At 59.6% G+C, this 19,363-nt stretch carries 15 protein-coding genes; 5 read left to right on the top strand and 10 right to left on the bottom strand.

The features are described from left to right. Nucleotides 1–18: 18 nt before the first annotated feature. The 4 genes from ACOOHD_RS14720 to ACOOHD_RS14705 form a co-directional block, all read right to left on the bottom strand. Nucleotides 19–741, bottom strand: a complete 723-nt coding sequence (locus ACOOHD_RS14720; protein ID WP_420458640.1) for a DUF4197 domain-containing protein — start codon at nt 739–741, stop codon at nt 19–21. 73 nt (nt 742–814) lie between these two features. Beyond that, complete coding sequence (gene folB, locus ACOOHD_RS14715; RefSeq protein WP_420458639.1) at nt 815–1,267, bottom strand: dihydroneopterin aldolase; 453 nt, start codon at nt 1,265–1,267, stop codon at nt 815–817. After that, on the bottom strand, nt 1,264–2,031 hold the full coding sequence (locus ACOOHD_RS14710) for a tetratricopeptide repeat protein (RefSeq protein ID WP_420458638.1): 768 nt from the start codon (nt 2,029–2,031) through the stop codon (nt 1,264–1,266). Before ACOOHD_RS14710 ends, folB begins: the two co-directional genes overlap by 4 nt. 6 nt (nt 2,032–2,037) lie before the next feature. Next, a complete protein-coding gene (locus ACOOHD_RS14705; protein ID WP_420458637.1) occupies nt 2,038–2,598 on the bottom strand; it encodes an RNA polymerase sigma factor in 561 nt (186 codons plus the stop codon). 180 nt (nt 2,599–2,778) lie between these two features. On the opposite strand from ACOOHD_RS14705, the gene ACOOHD_RS14700 reads away from it, so the two are divergent. Further along, nucleotides 2,779–3,639, top strand: coding sequence for a septal ring lytic transglycosylase RlpA family protein (locus ACOOHD_RS14700; protein ID WP_420458636.1), 861 nt, complete (start codon nt 2,779–2,781; stop codon nt 3,637–3,639). A gap of 4 nt (nt 3,640–3,643) precedes the next feature. On the opposite strand, the gene ACOOHD_RS14695 is transcribed toward ACOOHD_RS14700, so the two are convergent. Next, entirely contained in the window at nt 3,644–4,894 is a 1,251-nt protein-coding gene (locus tag ACOOHD_RS14695; protein WP_420458635.1) for an ABC transporter permease, read from the bottom strand. A 284-nt stretch (nt 4,895–5,178) separates the two neighbouring features. Here ACOOHD_RS14695 and queA point away from each other — a divergent pair, with 284 nt between their 5' ends. Next, the gene (queA, locus tag ACOOHD_RS14690; RefSeq protein WP_420458634.1) at nt 5,179–6,243 is read left to right on the top strand and encodes a tRNA preQ1(34) S-adenosylmethionine ribosyltransferase-isomerase QueA; all 1,065 of its coding nucleotides are present in this window, start codon (nt 5,179–5,181) and stop codon (nt 6,241–6,243) included. Nucleotides 6,244–6,406: 163 nt separating this feature from the next. Here queA and ACOOHD_RS14685 read toward each other — a convergent pair whose 3' ends face one another. The 3 genes from ACOOHD_RS14685 to ACOOHD_RS14675 are packed head-to-tail and all read right to left on the bottom strand — an operon-like array spanning nt 6,407 to nt 11,393. After that, a complete protein-coding gene (locus tag ACOOHD_RS14685) occupies nt 6,407–10,069 on the bottom strand; it encodes a hypothetical protein (RefSeq protein ID WP_420458633.1) in 3,663 nt (1,220 codons plus the stop codon). Between the two features lie 42 nt (nt 10,070–10,111). After that, nucleotides 10,112–10,546: a hypothetical protein gene (locus ACOOHD_RS14680; protein WP_420458632.1), complete on the bottom strand. Its 435-nt coding sequence runs from the start codon at nt 10,544–10,546 to the stop codon at nt 10,112–10,114. A gap of 52 nt (nt 10,547–10,598) precedes the next feature. Beyond that, nucleotides 10,599–11,393 (bottom strand): ParA family protein, encoded by a 795-nt coding sequence (locus tag ACOOHD_RS14675; protein WP_420458631.1) that lies wholly within the window; start codon nt 11,391–11,393, stop codon nt 10,599–10,601. Nucleotides 11,394–11,485: 92 nt separating this feature from the next. Here ACOOHD_RS14675 and ACOOHD_RS14670 point away from each other — a divergent pair, with 92 nt between their 5' ends. Then, nucleotides 11,486–12,064, top strand: coding sequence for a hypothetical protein (locus ACOOHD_RS14670; protein ID WP_420458630.1), 579 nt, complete (start codon nt 11,486–11,488; stop codon nt 12,062–12,064). A 94-nt stretch (nt 12,065–12,158) separates the two neighbouring features. Then, a complete protein-coding gene (locus tag ACOOHD_RS14665) occupies nt 12,159–14,702 on the top strand; it encodes a TonB-dependent receptor (RefSeq protein WP_420458629.1) in 2,544 nt (847 codons plus the stop codon). 187 nt (nt 14,703–14,889) lie between these two features. Here the strand turns inward: ACOOHD_RS14665 and ACOOHD_RS14660 are convergent, their stop codons facing one another. Next, nucleotides 14,890–16,104: an MFS transporter gene (locus ACOOHD_RS14660; protein ID WP_420458628.1), complete on the bottom strand. Its 1,215-nt coding sequence runs from the start codon at nt 16,102–16,104 to the stop codon at nt 14,890–14,892. Next, nucleotides 16,097–17,782, bottom strand: a complete 1,686-nt coding sequence (locus tag ACOOHD_RS14655; protein ID WP_420458627.1) for a M3 family oligoendopeptidase — start codon at nt 17,780–17,782, stop codon at nt 16,097–16,099. Before ACOOHD_RS14655 ends, ACOOHD_RS14660 begins: the two co-directional genes overlap by 8 nt. A gap of 328 nt (nt 17,783–18,110) precedes the next feature. Here ACOOHD_RS14655 and ACOOHD_RS14650 point away from each other — a divergent pair, with 328 nt between their 5' ends. Further along, nucleotides 18,111–18,989, top strand: a complete 879-nt coding sequence (locus tag ACOOHD_RS14650) for a hypothetical protein (protein ID WP_420458626.1) — start codon at nt 18,111–18,113, stop codon at nt 18,987–18,989. Nucleotides 18,990–19,363: the final 374 nt, after the last annotated feature.

The raw sequence follows: 19,363 nt of genomic DNA, 5'->3' as shown, positions 1-19,363 counted from the left end.
GTGCTTGGTTAGATTGTGTTAGGCCCCGGGGTCCTGCTGGGCGAAGACGCGGCGCAGTAGCTCGGTGGTGCGAGCGGAGACATTCTGCCGGATGTCGAGCTCCTTGAGCGCTACCTTTTTAAATAGGCCATTGAGGGCCTGCTGGGTCACGTAGGCGCCCAGGTCGGTATCCACCTTCTGCCGGGTTAGGGGGAAATTATTGTAGGCGGTGGCTGCGTCCAGCCAGACCTTATTCGCGTCGAATTTATCGAGGCTGGTGTTAATGACCGGGGCGAACTCAGCGGTGAGCGCATCCGAAGTCGTGCGCGCGAGGTACTGGGTGGCAGCGTCCTGCTCCCCCCGCAAAATACCTACGGCGTCCTGGATGGTCATCTGCCGGATGGCATCGACGAAAATCGGAGCCGCCTTACTGGCCGCATCCTCCGCCCCCTGGTTGATCTTTTTGAGGATCACCTCCTCGATGTTGCTAAAGCCGGGGACGTTCTGCAACCGATCTGTGACTTGGCGCACCTCCTCGGGTAGCAGAATGCGGTAGGTGAGGTCGTCGAAGTAACCACCGGGCTTAGATAGCTCCTCCGCCCCCTCGCGGGCCCCGATGCGGAGGGCCTCTTTCAAGCCGTTGCCGATCTCGGTAGGGGTGAGTCCGCCGTTAAGGACGGTCTGTAGCGTTTGGTTGATCTGCTGGCTGGTGCACCCTAGTAGAAGTAGGGGGAGCAGGAGCAGACCGGGAAGGCGGTGCATGCGGATGCGTTTAGCGTAGTGCCTTGCTATAAGTGGGTTTACGTCCCATTAGTTTGCACGCGGAGTGTTAAGCCTAGCGGCCGAAACCCCCAAAACTGAAGTCGTCGGCCGCCCCGAAGTCCTCTTCCGTAGGGTCCTCGAAGGTCTGCTGCGGCTGCAGGTTGAGTTGATTTCCTAGCGATATCTCCACGAAGGCTGCTCCCACCCGACCACCCAGTGGCGGGTGCAGCTTACTTAAGCGCAAGGTTACGGCCGTCACGCTATCGAACTGCTCCATGATACGGTTACCGATGCGGTAGGCTAGGGCCTCCAGCAGCTGGGTGGGCTTTTTCATCTCCGCCTGGAGCAGGTAGTAGATGGTGGCGTAGCTGACCGTGCCGGCGAGGTCGTCGGTGGCGGCGGCTAGGGCCACATCGGCCTCTACCTCCACGTCGATGCTGAACTCGTTGCCCATGAGTTGCTCCTCTTCGTAGAAACCGTGGGGGGCGTGGAAGCGGACGTCGCTCAGGCCGATCTTAGCGGTCATAGGCGTTCCAGCAGGTCGCGAGCCTCGGACTGCAGGGGGTGCTGGACATCGGCGGCGATTTGCTCCAGGGTGGCAGTGGCTTCGGTGGTCTGCCCGAGGCCCAGGCGGGCCACGGCGGCGTAGAAGTCGGCCTCGGGCGCGAGCTGGAAATTGGTGCGGGCGGCCAGGCGGTCGAAGGTGGGTAGGGCGGCGTCGTATTTGCCCTGCGCCAGCTGGCTCTGGGCCCGGTAGAAGTCGTCGGCGGCATCGTCGGTATCGAGTTGGTTGAAGGCGGCCTCGGCCCGGGGGTAGTTGCCGGCCTCGTAGGCGGTGTAGGCGGCGGCGCGGGGGTCATCGCCGGTGGCCCCCTTGGTGATGGTGTAGGCGATGTTGTCGTAGGGCTGCACCTGACTCAGGGCGTATTCGAGGCGTTGATCCGGGGCGGGGCGTAGTAGGAAATAACCGGCCAGGAAGCACACGACGGCGGCCGCGGCGGCGTAGCGCACCCAGCTGCGGCGGCGCCGGCGGTCGATGGGTACGATCTTGGCCGTGGTCTGGGTTTCCGCTACGGTACTGGAGGCTTGGAAGTCGCCGTCTAGTTTACGCAGCCGAACCTTGAGGGCGTGGTCCTCCCCGGCGGTGATGGCATCGAGAGCGAGGCGGGTGGCTTCCATTTCTTGGCGGAGTTCGGGGTTCTGGTTCAGTTCGCGTTCGAAGGTGACGGGGTCGGCCAGGCGGCCGAGAAGGTAGTCCTCGATGCGCTCGTGGTAGTCTTCGGTGTTCATGCTGGTTTAGGGCTTGACGAGCTTCTTGAGCTCCTTAAGGCAACGCATTTTTTTGATGCGCGTGGCGCCGGCCGAGGGCAGATCCAGGGCCGTCGTCACGCTTTCAATGGGGTAATGATGGTAATAGTACAGAGTAAGCAGCTGACGGCAGGGCTCTCCCAGGCGGTCCATCGCCTGTTGTAACACCGCCCGCTGGTGATCGTTCTCGAAACGGTCAATCAGGCTCCAGTCGAGCTCGTCGGCCGGGTTCACGCCAGCCTCGTGGTCCGTGGGTTGCTCGCGCTGCCGTTGCTGGTTGCGCCGGTACACGAGCCGCTTACCGATGCTGAATAGGTAGGTGCGAATGGTGCAGGTCAGTTCCGTGAGCCGGCCGTTCACCACATTCTTGTAGAAGGCAATGACGGCATCCTGGAAGCAGTCCGTCGCATCCTCCTCCGTAGCGTACAGTTGGCGCTGGGCGTAGGTAAGAAAGGCGGCACGGTGCTGCAGGTATAGCTGATCGATGAGTTCGTACCGACCGCCCTTAATGGCTGTGAAGAGGGCGGCGTCTTCCAGTTGCGTCTGCATCACTGGGGCTTGTATGAGTGTGTTCAACCAAATATAGCGTTTAAGTTAGGTAATAGCCCGGATTAGGGGCTTTATCGCTTTATTCCCCCAGATTTAAAGGTGTTACAGTTGGGTTAAACATTCGAGCGGGGTCGCCGGTGCAAGCAAAATCGCAGTACCTTCCCCGGTAAACGACCCACGATGCTTTCCCCGCTCCGCCGGCTCTGCGTGCTGGCTACCTTACTGCTCCTGGCCCTACCTACCCTCGCCCAGCGTACCGAGGGACTGGCCAGCTACTACGCCGATCGCCTCCATGACCAGCCCACCAGCACCGGCGAAATTTACGATAAGACCGACTTCACCGCCGCCAGCAAGGATTACCCCTACAATACCGTCCTGGAGGTGACCAACGTGGTCAGCGGCGCCAGGGTGAAAGTACGCGTCAACGACTGCGGCCCCTACCACCCCGACCGGATTATCGACCTGAGCAGGGCCGCTGCCCGTAAGGTCGGTGTACTACGTAGCGGTACCGCTAAGGTGCAACTGCGCGTCGTCAAGATGGGCGAAGGCGGACCGGCCTGCGAGCGCTCCGCCTGGGCCGAGGAAGAGCGGGCTCAGAATGCGGCCGACGTAGGGACTGAAGTGGTTACCACCGAGCCTGAGCCCCAAGCGGCCGTGCCCGTACCCCTACAGCCGACTGAGCCCGAGACGCCACCTACGGTGGCATCGCCCGCTGCTCCTAGCGTTCCCGTAGCTAACGGTACAGCCCCCGCCAACGTAGGGGTAGATGTAGTCGCCAAGGGCGGACAGACCCGCAGAAACTTCGCCCCCGACGAGATGCTCTTCGGCGTACAGGTAGGCGCCTTCGGTAAGGAGGATAATGCTACCCAGCTAGCCGCCCAACTCGAAGCACTCGGCTTTTCCGACGTATGGACCGCTCAGGTAGGCCAGGTCTACCGCGTCTTCACCGGCCGCTACTACTTCCAGGATGAGGCCGAATCCCTCAAGCTGCGAGTGCGCGAGGCCGGCTACCGCGATGCTTCCGTGCGGCGGGTGCAGTAATCGCCTAACTCCGCATCGCCTCCACGGGGTCCATGCGCGCCGCCAGTAGGGCCGGGATTGCCCCCGCCAGGATACCTACGACCGCCGAAAGCACTACCCCAATGATCGCGTAAACGAGGCTTAGGGAAATCTGGAAGCCGGGCAAAAACTGGTTGATGATGGAGGTGATGCCCACTACCATGACCAGCCCGATGAGCCCGCCGATGATGCACAAAATGACGGATTCGGTGAGGAACTCGGTCAGGATCACGTACTGCCGCGCCCCCAGCGCCTTCTTCACCCCGATCAGGCTGGTACGCTCCTTGACGCTGACGAACATGATGTTGGCCACGCTGATGGCCCCCACAATAATCGAGAAGCCGCCGATCACGAAGCCGATGATGTTGAGCACGCCGAAGAAGTTACCCAGCGCATCGGCCGTCATACTGAGCTCATTGAGGGCGAAGTTGTCCTCCTCCCGGGGGCGCAGCTGGCGCTGGGCGCGCACAATGCCGCGGATATCGTCCTGTAGCCGGTCCATCTCCACACCGGGTTTAGCCTTCACGGCTACGGTACCACCGTACTGGTTGCGGTTCCTGAGGTTGATGAAGCGGGCGGCGTTGTTGTAGGTGACCAGGATGGCATCGTCGAAGTCGAGGGGGTTGATCAGGTCGTCGCCGGCGGGGGCCAGGGTGCCGATCACCTCGTATTTACGCCCGGACATCTTAATCGTCTTGCCGATAGGGTTGATGGGCCCGAAGAGCTCGGTGGCCAGCATGTTCCCGAGTAGGATCTTGTCCATACCATTGCGGTACTCGGCCGTAGACCAGTAGCGCCCGCGGTCGATCTCCACGTTGAAGATACGGTCGAGCTCGTAGCTGGTCACGAAGAGGTAGCCGCCCTCCACGGCCTGGTTGTTGTACTTCAGGGTGCGCTCGCCGGGTACGGTCCAGTAGGAGACGATGCTGGCGGTGGCCAGATTCTCCTTCAGCGCCTCGTAGTCGTCGTGGTCGGGGTAGGGCCGCTGGAAGTACTCCCACCAGTCGTCGCTATTATCCTTCCACGGCCACTTATCGATGTACACTACGTCGTCGCCGAGCTTCGCCAGACTGCCCGATACATTATCCTGTAGCGACTGCACGGCCGAGAGCACCCCGATGATGCAGAAGATACCGATGGAGATACCAAGTAGCGACAGGAAGGTGCGCAGTTTGTTGCCCATGAGCTGGGCCCAGGCCTGGCGTAGGCTTTCGGCTAGTACCTTGGAGAGAATCATGTCGTGCTGGTATTAAGGCACTAAAGGTACGGGGGGCGGGGCCGCGGGTGCAATGTTTTCGACGAATGGAGGGGTTGTTGCGGTTGGAAGTTGTCGGGTTGTTGCGTTGGCGGGGATGCTCTTCGCTTCGCTCATCGTCGGCGTGCGGTAGGGACGGACCACATCTTCAATTTGCGCCGCCTATGCCGCCTACCCCGCCCGCACTCAACAACCCACTAACTCAACAACAATACGTACTTTTGCCGGCTGTTTCCCAGGAAGGCACGTCAAAATAATGATTCGGGATGAGGACCAAGCTGTCACAATTCAAATTTGAGCTCAACGATAAACTGATCGCGCGCACGCCCAGTAAGCGCCGCGATGATAGCCGCCTGATGGTGGTACACCGCGATACCGGGGAGATCGAGCACCAGCAGTTTATCGATCTGCTCGACCGTTACAGCGAGGGTGACACCCTGGTGTTCAACAACACGAAGGTCTTTCCCGCCCGCCTCTACGGTCTCAAGGAGAAGACCCAGGCCCGCATCGAGGTTTTCCTACTGCGCGAGCTCAACGCCCAGGCCCGGTTATGGGACGTGCTGGTGGATCCGGCCCGCAAAATTCGCGTTGGCAATAAGCTCTACTTCAACGACAAGCGCGGCAACAACCGCCTGGTGGCCGAGGTCGTCGACAACACCACGAGCCGGGGGCGCACCATCCGCTTCCTCTACGACGGGCCCAATGACGAGTTCACCAAGGAACTGCACTCCCTGGGCAATACCCCCCTACCCAAGCTTCTCGAGCGCGAGGCCGATGCCCGCGATGCCGAGCGTTATCAGACCGTCTTCGCCTCCGAGGTCGGTGCCGTAGCCGCCCCCACCGCCGGGCTTCACTTCAGCCGCGAGACCCTCATGCGCATGGAGCTGGCCGGCATCAAGCGGGCTGAAGTTACCCTCCACCTGGGGCTGGGCACCTTCCGCGACATCGAGGTCGAGGACCTCAGTAAGCACAAGATGGACGCCGAATACTTCAAGATCGAGCAGCCCGCCGTCGATACCGTCAACGCCACCAAAAAAGATGGCGGACTGGTCTGCGCCGTAGGCACCACCACCCTGCGCGCCGTCGAAAACAGCGTCAGCGCCGAGCGCCTGCTGGCCACCAGCGAGGGCTGGACCAACAAGTTCATCTTCCCCCCCTACGACTTCCACATCCCTGACCACCTGCTCACCAACTTTCACCTACCGAAGAGCAGCCTGTTCATCACCACCTGTGCCTTTGGGGGCATCGAGCTTATCCTGGAGGCGTACGCGGTGGCGCAGAAGGAGAAGTATAAGTTTTTTGCCTACGGCGACGCGATGCTTATTGTGTAGACCAGCGCGTTGCGCTGGGTAGAGCCCTCGCTGGCGCGTTCGGGCATAGACCGCTAAAGCGGGTAGACTCGTCTCGCAGGCACCACATGCGGTAGCTCTACCTCGCTTTAGTGAGTCTACCCCCGAACGCGTAAGCGAGGGGTCTACCCCAGCAAAGCTGGGTCTAAAAATCGAGTCCCAACGAGACATGAATCTTCCCGGGCTGTCGTATACCGGTCTCTACTCCCCACCCATAGTCGGCGCGAATGAAGTAACCAAAAATGCTCGTACGCACCCCGGCCCCGTAACCGTACACGATGGGCTCGCGGAAGCGCCGCACCCGCACCCGCACCGGACTGTAGCCCTCGGCGGTCTGGTCGGGGTACTCGGTGATGTTGACGGGGTTGTCCTCATCGAAGGGGCTGGAGCCTGACCAGGCGGTTCCAACGTCGAAGAAAGATACCAGCTGGAAGTCACGCAGGAAGGCCGAGCGCAGGTTATTGAATAGGTAGTTGAACACAGGCACCCGCAGTTCTGCATTAGCCAGAGCGTAGGTGCCACCGTTGCGGATATTGACGTCGAAACCACGCAGGGGGTTGGCCAGGTCCTGAAAGACGAAATCGCCCGTAGTGGGCGTGGGGATGCGCTGGTTGAAGTTGTTGGGATCGATGCTATTGTCCGCCCCGCCCAGGTAATAGAGAACTTTTTGCTTGCCGAAATTAGTAGCGCCGGCTACGCGCAGAGCCACAATGCTGCGTTTCAGGATACGCTCGTAGTGCCGCGCATCGATGCCTACGATACCGAGCAGGCCGGGTTCGAACTCGGAGCTCACCCCCTCGTCGAACGACAGGTTGAAGCTTTTAAAGACGTCACCGTATACCTTGTAGCGGGTGCCCATTAGCAGGTTCGTACCCAGGGGCAGGGTGTTGTCGAAGACGTACTCCAGCCGCAGGCCAATGCGCTCGGTGCTCAGTGGTTCGCTGCGTAGGGCGGGCTCGGAGGTGGCTACGGTTTGTACGCGGTCGCGGCGCAGGGTAGCGGTAGCGCGTAAGCTGCGGAAGATGTCGAGCGGGTAGCGCACGCCGTACTGGGCCATTAGCGTATTCTCCTCGACGATGCGCGCCTGATTGACAAAGGCGGCATTGGGGAAGATGCCCTGCTGATCGCGGCGGTTGCGGCGGTAGACGGTGTAGATCCGGTCGAGCCGGTGGCCGACGTCGGAGCCGGTCAAAAAGTACTCCGTCCCATTAAAGGTGGTGGGGATGCGCACGCCGCCCTCGATCACGTAGTCTTCCATCAGGTCGACCACGCTGCCCTTGAAGAGCAAGCCCACCGGCTGGCGGGTGTACCCGGTGGGGTTAGCGGCGAAGGCGTTCATACCATTGAAAAGCGGCTCGTTATCGGCCGTGGTCTTCACGTAATTGACGCGGAAGGTGTTGCGGTAAGCCGTTACCCGGCCGGGGCGGAAGCGGTAGATGCGGTTGAGCTCGGGGGCGGGGCGCTCGCTGCGCACGGCAACGGTACGGGGGGCGTCGCCACTTCCCTGCTGGGCCCTGCGTACCCGCTCGGGAATACGGGCACCGACTACGGTCAGGGGCGGGCGGGTACCGGTACTGTCGGGGGCGGCGGGGGTCGGTCGGGGGGTATCGGCGGTAGCGGGTGCGTTCAGCAGGTCCTCTACCGCCGTAGTTTCCTCTACGGCTTCCTCCTCCTCGGTGGAAGACGGGGCTACGGGGTCTGTGAAACGCGTTTGAAAGAGCAATCCATCGGCATCGCTTCCCTCTTGCGGATTCGTGCGGTTGGGGCGTATCACCCGGTCGGTGGGCTCCACCCTAGCATTGGTGAACTGCGGTACCCGCTGACCGGCCGCGCGGTAACTCGTCTGCCGGTACACCGTAGGCGTGAGGTTCACGGTGGCCGTTGTATCGATGGTAAAGCGCCGCAGGTAGGTCGTACCGTTCACCAGGACGCTCTCAATCCCCACGGGTAGCTTGCCACTGGCATCGAGGGTGAGGATGTTGGTGCCGTAGTTAGTGGTGGCCTCGGTGACGGCCCGCTCCTTGATTACCGGGTTGACTACAATGGAATCGATCAGCGCCGTATCCAGTTTCTCCAGCGTAGAGTCGCCATGCAGTACGATTTCGGTGCCATCCTCGAGGTAAATGGTCTGCTCGTAGTGGTGAATGTACTCCTCCAGGTGGGCCTGGTAGCGGTTGTAGATACCGTTGGCGTCGCTGAGGTAGCTGAAGTGCTCGCCATCGATGGGCGCTGGGTCGCGCTCGTCGGCCAGGGGGGTATCGGTGATGCGCACCAGTTCTCCGGGCTTGCCCTCCAGGTCGTAGTAAAACAGATCGTAGGTGCCGATGGGCAGCAGAGTATCAAGCTTCTGGGCTAGTAAAGAGGTATCTGGCCGGTTGCTGGCAAAGACTACCCCACGGCGACCGCGGATATTGACCGGCACGGCATCCAGATCATCCCAGTGGTCGTTGGTGATCTTTACGGCCTGGCGGGAGGCGGGGTAGTAGGTGTAGATGTCGGTGAAGCCGTCGGCCATGGCCGAGATCAGGAAGGTGTTAGGGCTGTCGTAGGCCAGCGTAAGCACCCGGTCGAGCCGGATGCCGAGGATATCGACGGTGGTCTTCTTGGTATTGAGGTCGTAGAGCAGCAGCTTCGGCTGGTCGCGGTTCTCGTACATGATGGCCAACTCCTGATTGGTAGGCGAGAAGTCCACGATGGGGTAGGCGTAGTCGGTGGCCTGCAGCAGATTGCGCTGTCCGCCCTTCAGCAGCAGCTCCCGCTCGCCGGAGTCGATGTCCTGTAGGTACACCTTATACTTACCGATCTCGTTGAGCACGTAGGCAACCCTCTTGCCGTCGGGGCTCACCTTCACCTGGGTGATGGGCAGCTGCTTCTTATTCTTGATCGCCAGCGCGTCATCGATGGGGGTATTGCGGTTGCGGCTATCGGTGTTGTAGCGGTTGCGGTAGTAGTCGAGCCAGTTGAACAGCACCGTATCGTAATTGCTACCCAGCACGTAGAGGAACCCGTTTTCCACCGAGCGGTTGATGCGTGTGAGGTAGAGCAGGTTGCTCACCGTCGGCTTACCCAGGTTCTCGGCGACATAGTACCAGAAGGAGTGGCCGGCTAGGCGGGGGTAGTCGGCCGCCAGATCCTCGAAGTCTTCGTACTCGCCGGAGGCCAGCAGATCGCGCAACTGATCGTCGAGCTCGGTGCTCCAGTCCTGTCCCAAATAGGCGACCAGGCCGGGCTTGAACCAAGCGGGCAGGTTCAGCAGCACGGCGTTTTGCACCACCTCCTGCACCGAAGAGCCGAAGAGCAGTTGCTCGATGTATACGCTGGCCATGGCCTCGCGCACCTGGCGGCGCAGGTCGTTATGGTCGCCGGTGAAGTAAACGAAGGCCTTATTACCCAGGAACTTCGCTTCCGTACCCGAGATGTAACTGGTATTGGCGTTAAGCGACTGGTTGCCGCGCAGTTCGAAGACCTCCTCGGCCCCGATGTTGCTCTGCTTGACGTCCGTAATATCGCGGTAGGTGATCAACTGCACCTTCTCGTTCATCCGGCTCTCGAGCATCTTCTGGATGTAGGCGAAGTCGTACTCGGCAATCTGCACCACGGCCTGGCCCACGCCCTGGTTGTTGCCGTACCAGTAGGTGATGAAGTTGTCGGACTCGTACTTCTCCCACTCGTCGAAGTCGCGGTGGTACTGCACGCGGTTCTTGCCGAACTCCACGCGTGAGGTCTGGGCCCGCAGTAGACCGGGCAGGGCACAGGTACAGCACAGCAGCAGGAGGAAAAGCGTACGCATCCGGGAGAACTTAGACATTAGCCAGTCGGAAGATAACGATAAACCCTCCGATAGGTTAAGCTACTTCTCCAGGTACTGCGCTACCATCTCCTGCACGACATCTTTCAGGTACATCTTACGCTCCTTGGCTTGCTCCTTGAGCGTGAGCAGGTGGTCTTTGACGAAGACCAGGGTGACGCGTTTGGTGTCGGGTTTGGCCGGCTCGTCGGGCTCGCGGTCGGGGTCGTCCTGCACGGTGCTACGGATCAGGTAGTCCAGTCCGCTGCGGCGGCGGGGCTTCTGGGCGGCGGCGGTGGTGCGGCGTTTGTCGTCGCCGAGGAAGACGTCCAGGTTCTGGGTGAAGTTCTTGCTGCTCAGTTTCTTCTGGGCCTTCTTGCTCTTCACGGGCACGTCTACTTCGACCACCTCTTCGCTGACGGCCATGGGGTCGTCGCCGATGAGGTAGTTGTCCTCAAAGAGTCCGGAAAGATCGTCGGTAAAGCGTTTCTTGGCCATGGTAGTCAGGAGGTAGGGGGGTCCCTGGGTCGGTCACCCGGAACCGAGCGATTTAAGCGGGCACGTCTTTTTTGGGGCGGGGACGCAGGTGCACGGGTTGCTCGGTGCGCTCGATGATCTCTTTACACACCTTGAGGTAATCTTTGGCCCCGTGACTATTCCGACTGTAGGTGAAAATATCCTGCCCCTGGGAGGGGGCCTCGGCCAGCGACACGTTGTTGCGAATGTAGGTATCGAAGATCAGCGGTCCGAAGTACTTCTTGATCGTCTCCACCACGTCGCGGTTGAGCACCTTGCGCTGGTCGTACATGGTGGCCAGTACGCCGCTGATGTGCAGCTCCTTATTGAGGCGCAGCTTTACCTTCTGGATCACCTGCTTGATCTTGGCTAGTCCCTGCATGGCCAGAAATTCCGTCTGCAGCGGGATGATCACCTGCTGGCTACTGGTCAGGGCGTTTAGGGTCAAGAGGCCAAGACTGGGCGGGCAGTCGATGATGATGAAGTCGTAGTCTTCATCCACCCCGCTGAAGAGCTCGCGCAGGATAAATTCGCGGCCGGCTTCGTTGACCAGTTCCATCTCGGCGCTCGACAGGTCGAGGCTGGAGGTGACGACGTGGAAGCCGGCCTTGACCTCGTAGGGGGCCAGGTCAGACTCGCCCATCATACTCTCGTAGATGGTCACGCTCTGGCGCGGAATGCCGAGGCTGAGAGTCAGGTTGGCCTGGGGGTCGAGATCGACCAGGAGGACGCGCTTGCCTAGTTCTACGAGGCCGGCGCCGATGTTGATTGCGCTGGTCGTCTTGCCGACGCCGCCTTTGTGGTTCAGTAAGCTTACTACAGTTGCCATGCGGGGTGCTTGGTGGAGGCGCGAAGGTAAGGCGTCGGACGCTTTATAAGCGTCCGACGCCTAAGACGCCCAAGAAGGTATATGTTTGGGGGATGCGCGTACTATTGATCTTGTTGTTTCTTGGAATCTTTTTGGGGGGCTGCCAGCGGGGGGCGGGTTTTGTGGTGCCGGATCGGAAGGCGCAACTTGGCGAGATGCACTACTCGGCACCGGTGGGTGGGGTGACGGGTACGGAGTCGGCCGCCTTCGCCGAGGAGTTTCTGGGGCCGGGTAGTGAGCTGCTGGAAATTGAGGTGGGTACCACCGGTAATCCAGACTTTCTGATCGTGCAGTGCATCCGCCTGCGGTACCGGGAGGGGCGGGGGCGGCGGCAGACCTATACCATTGGTCGGGCGGCGGGGGCGGACTTCGCGCCTGCGTACCGGGTGCCAGAGGGGGCGGAGCTCATCGGCATCAGCGGGCGGGGTGGCTGGTACATCGATGCCGTGCAATTTTACTTTTCGGACGGGAGCGTATCACCGGAGTACGGGGGGCAGGGCGGCGATACCACCTTCCGCACCCTGATGACGCAGCGGCCGGATGGGACCTACCGCGGGGAAGTGCGTGGGCTTTACGGGCATGCCGGCGCGTTCGTGGAGGTGCTGGGACTGATCTTCTGGCCGCTCGAGTAAGGCGTCGGACGCTTTAAAGCGTCCGACGCCTTACTCGAGCGGCCATACCAAGTCCCCTACCTTTACCGTTGCGCTTCTTCACTAGTTAGTATACATGCGGCCACGGATCTACCTGCTTTGCCTTCTCGCGTTGGGTTGCACCGGCGTACGCGCCCAGGTGGAGACAGCGACCATCTCGGGGCGGGTGACGGACCTGGTGAGTGAGCAGCCCGTGGACTTTGCGACGGTGTACGTGCAGGGATCGAGTAGTGCGGTGGAAACGGCGGAAAACGGACGCTACGTGACGGCGGTGCCTACGGGGGAGACCTTCGTGCTGGTGTTCAGTCGCATCGGCTACCAGCTGACGGAGGTGCGGGTGGAGGAACTGCCGGCCGGTGGACGCAAACAAATCGACGTGGCCATGGCCCCGATCGAGAGCGGGCTGGAGGTGATCGTGCGGGAGAGTAAGGTGGAGGAAGGGGGGATGATCCGCGAAGATCCGGCCCAGCTGCGGCTGCTTCCCTCGGTGACCGGTAACCTGGAGAGCATCTTGCCGAGTATCGCCCTGGGGGTGAGTAGCGGGTCGGGGGGGGAACTGACCAGCCAGTACAACGTGCGGGGCGGCAATTACGACGAGAACCTGGTGTACGTCAACGACTTCGAGATCTACCGGCCGCAGCTGATCCGGCAGGGGCAGCAGGAGGGGCTCACCTTTGCCAATCCGAACCTGATGCGGAGTTTGAGCTTTAGCTCGGGGGGCTTCGAAGCGCGGTACGGCGATAAGTTAAGCTCGGTGCTCGACATCAAGTACAAGCGGCCGGATAGTCTGCGGGCCTCGCTGGATGCCAGCCTGCTGGGGGGATCGGCGCACATCGAGGGAAGCAAAAAACTGGGCAAGACCAGCTACCAGCGGCTGCGCTTCCTGGGTGGGGCCCGGTACAAGACTACGCGCTACATCCTGGGGACACTGGAGACCACGGGGGAGTACCTGCCCAACTTCTACGACTTACAGGCCTACGTGACCTACGACTTCAGTAAGACGCTGCAGCTCGGGGTGCTGGGTAACTACAACCGCAGCGTGTACAACTTCGAGCCGCTGGCGCGGTCGACCGCCTTCGGGGGATTTTTCGAAACCCTGCGGCTAGAGTCGGTCTTTGCCGGCGGGGAGCAGGACGATTTCGCGACCCAGATGGGGGGGCTGTCGCTGACCTACATTCCGGAGCGGGCGGCCAATCCGCTGTTCCTGAAATTCCTGACCTCGGCCTTTCGCAGTGATGAGGACGAGGGCATCTCCATTCGGGGGCGCTACATTCTCGGCTCGCTCGATACCGGCCTGGGCTCGGAGACCTTCGGGGAGGTGACCGATATCATCGGGGCGGGCGAGCAGCAGGAATACGTGCGTAACTTTCTGGATATTCAACTCTACAACGCCGAGTTGCGGGGCGGACTGGAGCTGAACCAGGGCGATGCGGTAACGACGAAGAGCCACTTCCTACAGTGGAGCGTGAAGGCGCAGCACGAGCGCATCGACGACTACATCAATGAGTGGGAGCGGCTGGACTCAGCCGGCTATAGCCTACCCTTCGACGAGGACGGGGTGCGGCTGTTCAGCGTACTGAAAACCGAGAACGAACTACAGAGTAACCGCTTCAGCGCCTTCTTCCAGGACACCTACACCTGGCGGCAGGAGGGCCGGGCCGACATCCGCCTTAGCGCCGGGGTGCGGGCCGTGGCCTGGGATCTTAACGGAGACATCGACATTAGCCCCCGCGCGCAGTTGCTCTTCAAACCCCTCGGAGGGACAAAGGACATCACCTACAAGCTCGCCGGCGGACTCTATAAGCAGCAGCCCTTCTACCGCGAGCTACGGGCACCGGACGGGAGGGTAAACACCGACCTACGCAGCCAAAAGTCTTTCCACGTCGTGGGCGGACTGACTAGTGACTTTTACTACGGCAAGCGCAATCCGAAGAAGTTCCGCCTCATCACCGAAGCCTATTACAAGTCGCTCTGGGACCTGGTCAGCTACGAGATCGAGAACGTACGCATTCAGTACTCAGGCGCGAATGATGCGAGTGGCTACGTAGCGGGGCTCGACTTCCGACTCAACGGCGAGTTCGTGCCGGGGGCCGATAGCTGGCTCAACCTAAGTCTGCTGCGGGCGCGCGAGCAGCTCAAGGGGGTGACCCACCGGCGGGTGACCGGGCGCGGTCCGGAGGGCGAAGTGCTGGCCGATACGGTGAAGTACGTGCCCCGGCCTACGGACCAGATCTTCCAGCTCGCGCTCTTCTTTCAGGACTACCTGCGCGGCAACGAGAACTTCCGCACCCACGTGAACCTCACCATCGGCGGCGGACTACCCTTCGGTATTCCGGGCAACAACACGGAGACCCGCAACACCCTGCGCTTCGACACCTACCACCGTATCGACATCGGCTTCAGTTGGCGGCTCTTCGACCGGATGACCTCGCGCAACCGCGCCACCTCCCCCCTGCGGTTCACCCGCTCCACCTACCTCAGTCTGGAGGTCTTCAACATGATGAACGTGGGCAACCAGGCGGGCAACACCTTCATCAAGACCATCTTCCAGCAGCAATTCGCGGTACCCAATCGGCTTACGGGGCGGCGGATTAATCTGCGGCTGAAGGTGGAATTTTAGCGCAGAGCGTAAGCAGTGTGTTAAAATTTGCGAATACAGCGATAAACACGGCAATATGAGACAACCAAAAAGCGATATACGCTATTTTTGCCCTAGTGTTTGTTCATAGTGTCTGTTTGTAAAGCCAGTTTCGCTGCCTCCGGTGGCAAAACTGGCTTGTTTGTTTTTATGCACCTGCGTCCCCGCCCTAAAGCCTACCCTCCCGTGGAAAGGCTAGCCAAAAAAACACCGCCGCCACCACCCCCACGCAGCCCGGCACCAGCCAGATGGCCCACCAGTCGTGCTGCCCTGACGGTAGCGTATTCGCACTGACCACCTCGCCGGCGATCCAGCTACCCAGAAAGACGCCGATGCCCAGGTCGGCAAACGATACCAGCCCCTGCGCCGTACTCCGCAGCCCCCGCGGCACCCGGTTGTCGATGTAGATCTGGGCGGCGATGATGATCCAGGCAAAGGCCACCCCCTGCACCGCGATACCAGCGTAGAGTAGCCATTCCAGCTCCCCCGGACGGCCCAGCCCGAAGGCGAAGTAGCGTAGTCCCCAGGCCATGAGCCCCCAGAAGATGATGCTCCGAAAGCGGAAGCGCCGGAAGATGAAGGGCATGGCCAGCACCACCCCGATCTCGACGAGCTGCCCCAGGGCCATCTTCGCCGCCGCGGCCGGCCAGCCCACCTCGTTGAGGAAGGGGTTGAGGAAGCTGTAGTAGAAGGAGGAGGGAATGCAGCTAGCGATGAGGGCAATGAGCAGCACCACCATGCCCCGCTGCCGAAACACTTTCGCTAACTCCCCGCCCCGCAGCGCCCCCCAGTCAAAGCCCGACTGCGGCGGCGTATGCGGCAGAAAGCGGCAGTACACGGCCAACCCCAGCGAGCCGATGCCCCCGGCCAGTACGGGCAGCGCCGAGTTCTCTACGCCGAACACGCTCAGCGCCACGCCCACCAGCATGAAGCTCACCGTGCCCCACACCCGCACCCAGGGGTACTCTTCGGCCGGCTCCCGGAGGTGGTGAAAGCACATGGCCGCGGCCAGACTGAAGGTGGGAATAAAGCAGAGATTAAACAGCAGCATCCAGCCGTAGAACCAGGCAAAGCTGGTTGTGAAGTAGCAGGCGATGAGCGCCACGCCCCCGACCGCGTTGAGTACGCTCATCAGCCGCTCGCTGGCGAAACTGCGGTCGGCCAGGAAGCCCATCAGCGGCGGGGTCACCGTAGCGGCTACGGCGTTGGTGGCGTAGATCATGCCCACCTGGAGGCCCGTGAAGTGCAGGCTCTGGAGCAGGTAGGTGCCCAGGTTGATAAGCCAGCTCGACCAGACGGCGAATTGGAGGAAAAGGAGGAGGCTAAGGCGGAAGTGGAGCCCCCCTCTCCTGCGGAGAGGGGCCGGGGGAGAGGAACTAGACATCCAGCCGCTCCCGCATCCGGTTGGCGATCTTTTCGACCACGCCGTCTTCAAACGGGTTTTCCAGTCCGGCCAGCTCCACCAGTTGCAGGAAGGACTTGGAGCCGCCGGCCTTACACAGCCGCACGTAGTCGGCCCAGGCACTCGCGTGATCCTTTTCATCCTTCAGGAAAAACTGAAAGGCACAGATCTGCGCCAGGCAGTAGTCGATGTAGTAAAACGGCACCGAAAAGATGTGCCCCTGGCTCTGCCAGAAGGTGCCGGCGTCGAGGTGAGCGTTGTCGCTGTAGTCGAGGTGGGGCAGGTAGCTGTCCTCCATCTCTTTCCAGACCGCGTTGCGGCCGGCGTTGTCGAGGTCGGGGTTTTCGTAGACCCGGTGCTGAAACTCGTCCACCGCGCAGCCGTAGGGCAGGAAGCGGAAGGAGCTGGCCACGTGGCTGAAGTAGTACTTTTCGGTGTCGGGACCGAAGAAGCCCTCCATCCAGGGGTAGGTGAAAAACTCCATGCTCATGGAGTGGATCTCGGCGGCATCGAAGGTGGGCCAGTTATACTCCATCGGCCGCTGATTGCGACTGGAGTATACCTGAAAGGCGTGACCGAACTCGTGGGTGAGCACGTCGATGTCGTGGCTCGTGCCGTTGAAGTTGGAGAAGATATAGGGGGCCTGGTACTCGTTGATGAAGGTGCAGTAGCCGCCGGGGGCCTTGCCGTCCTTGGCCTCTAGGTCCATCAGTTTGGCGTCCTGCAGGTACTGGAAGAACGCGCCGGTTTCCTGGCTCAGTTCCTTGTACATTTTATCGGCGTGGGCTACGATCTCGGCCGGGCTCCCCTGCGGCTTGGGGTTGCCATCCGGGAAGCGGAAGCCCAGGTCGTAGTAGTGCAGCCGCTCCACCCCGATCCGCTCACGCTGCTTCTCGTACAGCCGCTGGGCGATGGGCACGATGTACTCCCGGATCTGGCGGCGGAAGTTGGCCACCTCGTCGGGGCCATAGTCGGTGCGGTTCATATTAGCGTAGCCCAGGCCTACATAGTTTTGGTAGTCGAGCTTATGGGCCATCTCCGTGCGCAGCCGCACCATCTCGGCGTAGATATTCTCGAACCGCTCGCGGTGCTGGGCAAACCAGTCCCACTTGGCCGTACTGGCTTTTTTCCGCTTCTCGCGGTCGGGCACCTGCTCCAGGGGGGCGATGCTGGAGAGATTATAAATCTTACCGTCCAGCTCGATCTCCGCCCCGCCCCGCAGCTGGGTAAATTCGCTACTCAGTTTATTCACCGCCTGCAGTTCCTCCAGAATCTCCGGCCGAAAGGTATTGATGCTCACCTTCGCCGAGTCGAACAGCTGGGGACCGAAGTGCTGCTCCAGCGCCTCGCGGTGGGGGGAGTCGAGCAGCGCGCGGTAGTAATCGACCCGCCACTGCTCGGTCCGGGGCAGGTGCTCATCGAACCAATCTTTCTCCGCCCGGTAGAACTCATCCCGTGTATCGATCGAGTAGCGGATGTAGCCGATATTGTAGGCCGTGGCCACGCTGGCGCGAATGCTATCGATCTGCTCTACGGCAGCGCTGGCATCACTGAGGGTTTCGGCGGTTTTGAGTTCTTCGAGCACGGCCTGGAAGGCGGCTTCGAGGCGGTCGAGGTCGGGGCGTTGGTACTGGAAGTCGGGGAAGGAGAGTTGGGACATGCTAGGTAGACGCGCGGGGGGCGGGGGAGGTTTGGGCGGGGCCGCGGGTGCAAAGAACGTGGATGTTCAGGCTTCATAGAAGCTAAACTCCGCCGGTTTGACCGCCTTGTTGTACCAAAAAAGCCCTAGGACCTATACCCTAATTCTAAACGTTGATAGGCTACAAGCATTTCTTGACGTTCCGAATCTTTCATGGAAGTAAGGCCGGCAAAAATAGTAGGGATTTTGTCACGTTATTGTCAAAACTTTGTGAAAGTTTTGCTCGTCACTCGATACAGACTATCTTTATAGTATTCACAATATAACCTCTGATGTAAATTTGCCTCACATGCAAAACGTCCTTCCTCATGTCATCAATGGTAGACATTCAGCAATTTTTTTAGGGACTATTCTATCAAGCTTTGGGTGTGAATCTACCGAAGAGTCCCAAATTTTAGAACCAACAGTAAACCTCACAACCTTTGCGGAAGCTAGGCAACGAGGGGCTATTCTACAAACTTTACAGTTTGGAAGAATAGGTAAACTTCATAATCAAGGCCTCGGTGAAGTGTACGGACAGTTTACAATATTTGATATCAACCTTACTAAATTTGAGGATCAGTTGGTAGATTACACTGCATCTTCTTCTGTGTCTAGAGATAGTCTTGGGCTTACCGCTAGTGATTATACTACTATGTTGGATGCTTTTGGCCACGGTGACAATATGTTTCCGCTATTGGAGATAGGCGAGCAAGCTACCATCCTGCGAACCTATGGGATTTCAGCCTCTGATAGGAAAGGCCTTGAATACATAATTAAGGTAATTCGTAAACCGGTCTCTACCCCTGATGAGATATATCAGAATACGGTGGAGATAGACGAGTATCTTGCTCGGGTTCATCCACATTCCACTTATTTACAGCAGACTTTCGATATCTATAAGGCATCGGTTCAATACTGGACTAGTAATCTAGATAGCTGGCTACAATTGCAAGTGGTGGGTGATAGTTATGTTCCCTTGAAGGCAGGGGGATGTAATTCTTGGAGTTGGTTTTGGGATGTAGTTAACGTTATGGGAGAACGCGATTTTGTTTCTGGTTCATTTGGAGTGGCTTGGGGTTTCTTTGTTGGAGGTCCCGGTGGTGCTGGTGCAGTAGGTGTCGCTTCAGCACTATATGGATCTGGAGCTTCAGGATTATGGGAAGTAATAAAATGCACAGGACAATGAGAACAAAGAAATTTATTCACCGGGCAGTCATCTGGTTTGCTCTTTTCTTTACTCTTTACACCCTCACACAATTTATAGCATCAGGTTTGGGAGTATATGAGTTTAATTGGAGCACACTTGATAATGTTGGCGTCTCTTTATTAGCTAGCTTAATGATGGCTGCTAGTCAATTTGGTAGAACTTCGCTGTCTCCCCCGCCATCATCCGATCCGGCAGAGCGATCTAGTGATCTAAGTTAAATAGGTGTTTGCACAAATAAAATTTACCATGCGTGTTCAACTGTTTACTATGTAGTTCTATTGCGGAAAAGCTAAGTTTGATGATTTATGGGGACCACAGCACTTATACCTTCTAAGCACCTGTCCCATATTATC

It is taken from the genome of Neolewinella sp., from assembly GCF_965214665.1.
Classification (GTDB): domain Bacteria; phylum Bacteroidota; class Bacteroidia; order Chitinophagales; family Saprospiraceae; genus Neolewinella.
This window is presented reverse-complemented; position numbering and strand designations above follow the sequence as displayed.

Coding starts and splice junctions, on each gene's coding strand:
- ACOOHD_RS14720 (WP_420458640.1), bottom strand. CDS start 741: ATGCACCGCCTTCCCGGTCTGCTCCTGCTCCCCCTACTTCTACTAGGG.
- folB (WP_420458639.1), bottom strand. CDS start 1,267: ATGACCGCTAAGATCGGCCTGAGCGACGTCCGCTTCCACGCCCCCCAC.
- ACOOHD_RS14710 (WP_420458638.1), bottom strand. CDS start 2,031: ATGAACACCGAAGACTACCACGAGCGCATCGAGGACTACCTTCTCGGC.
- ACOOHD_RS14705 (WP_420458637.1), bottom strand. CDS start 2,598: ATGCAGACGCAACTGGAAGACGCCGCCCTCTTCACAGCCATTAAGGGC.
- ACOOHD_RS14700 (WP_420458636.1), top strand. CDS start 2,779: ATGCTTTCCCCGCTCCGCCGGCTCTGCGTGCTGGCTACCTTACTGCTC.
- ACOOHD_RS14695 (WP_420458635.1), bottom strand. CDS start 4,894: ATGATTCTCTCCAAGGTACTAGCCGAAAGCCTACGCCAGGCCTGGGCC.
- queA (WP_420458634.1), top strand. CDS start 5,179: ATGAGGACCAAGCTGTCACAATTCAAATTTGAGCTCAACGATAAACTG.
- ACOOHD_RS14685 (WP_420458633.1), bottom strand. CDS start 10,069: ATGTCTAAGTTCTCCCGGATGCGTACGCTTTTCCTCCTGCTGCTGTGC.
- ACOOHD_RS14680 (WP_420458632.1), bottom strand. CDS start 10,546: ATGGCCAAGAAACGCTTTACCGACGATCTTTCCGGACTCTTTGAGGAC.
- ACOOHD_RS14675 (WP_420458631.1), bottom strand. CDS start 11,393: ATGGCAACTGTAGTAAGCTTACTGAACCACAAAGGCGGCGTCGGCAAG.
- ACOOHD_RS14670 (WP_420458630.1), top strand. CDS start 11,486: ATGCGCGTACTATTGATCTTGTTGTTTCTTGGAATCTTTTTGGGGGGC.
- ACOOHD_RS14665 (WP_420458629.1), top strand. CDS start 12,159: ATGCGGCCACGGATCTACCTGCTTTGCCTTCTCGCGTTGGGTTGCACC.
- ACOOHD_RS14660 (WP_420458628.1), bottom strand. CDS start 16,104: ATGTCTAGTTCCTCTCCCCCGGCCCCTCTCCGCAGGAGAGGGGGGCTC.
- ACOOHD_RS14655 (WP_420458627.1), bottom strand. CDS start 17,782: ATGTCCCAACTCTCCTTCCCCGACTTCCAGTACCAACGCCCCGACCTC.
- ACOOHD_RS14650 (WP_420458626.1), top strand. CDS start 18,111: ATGCAAAACGTCCTTCCTCATGTCATCAATGGTAGACATTCAGCAATT.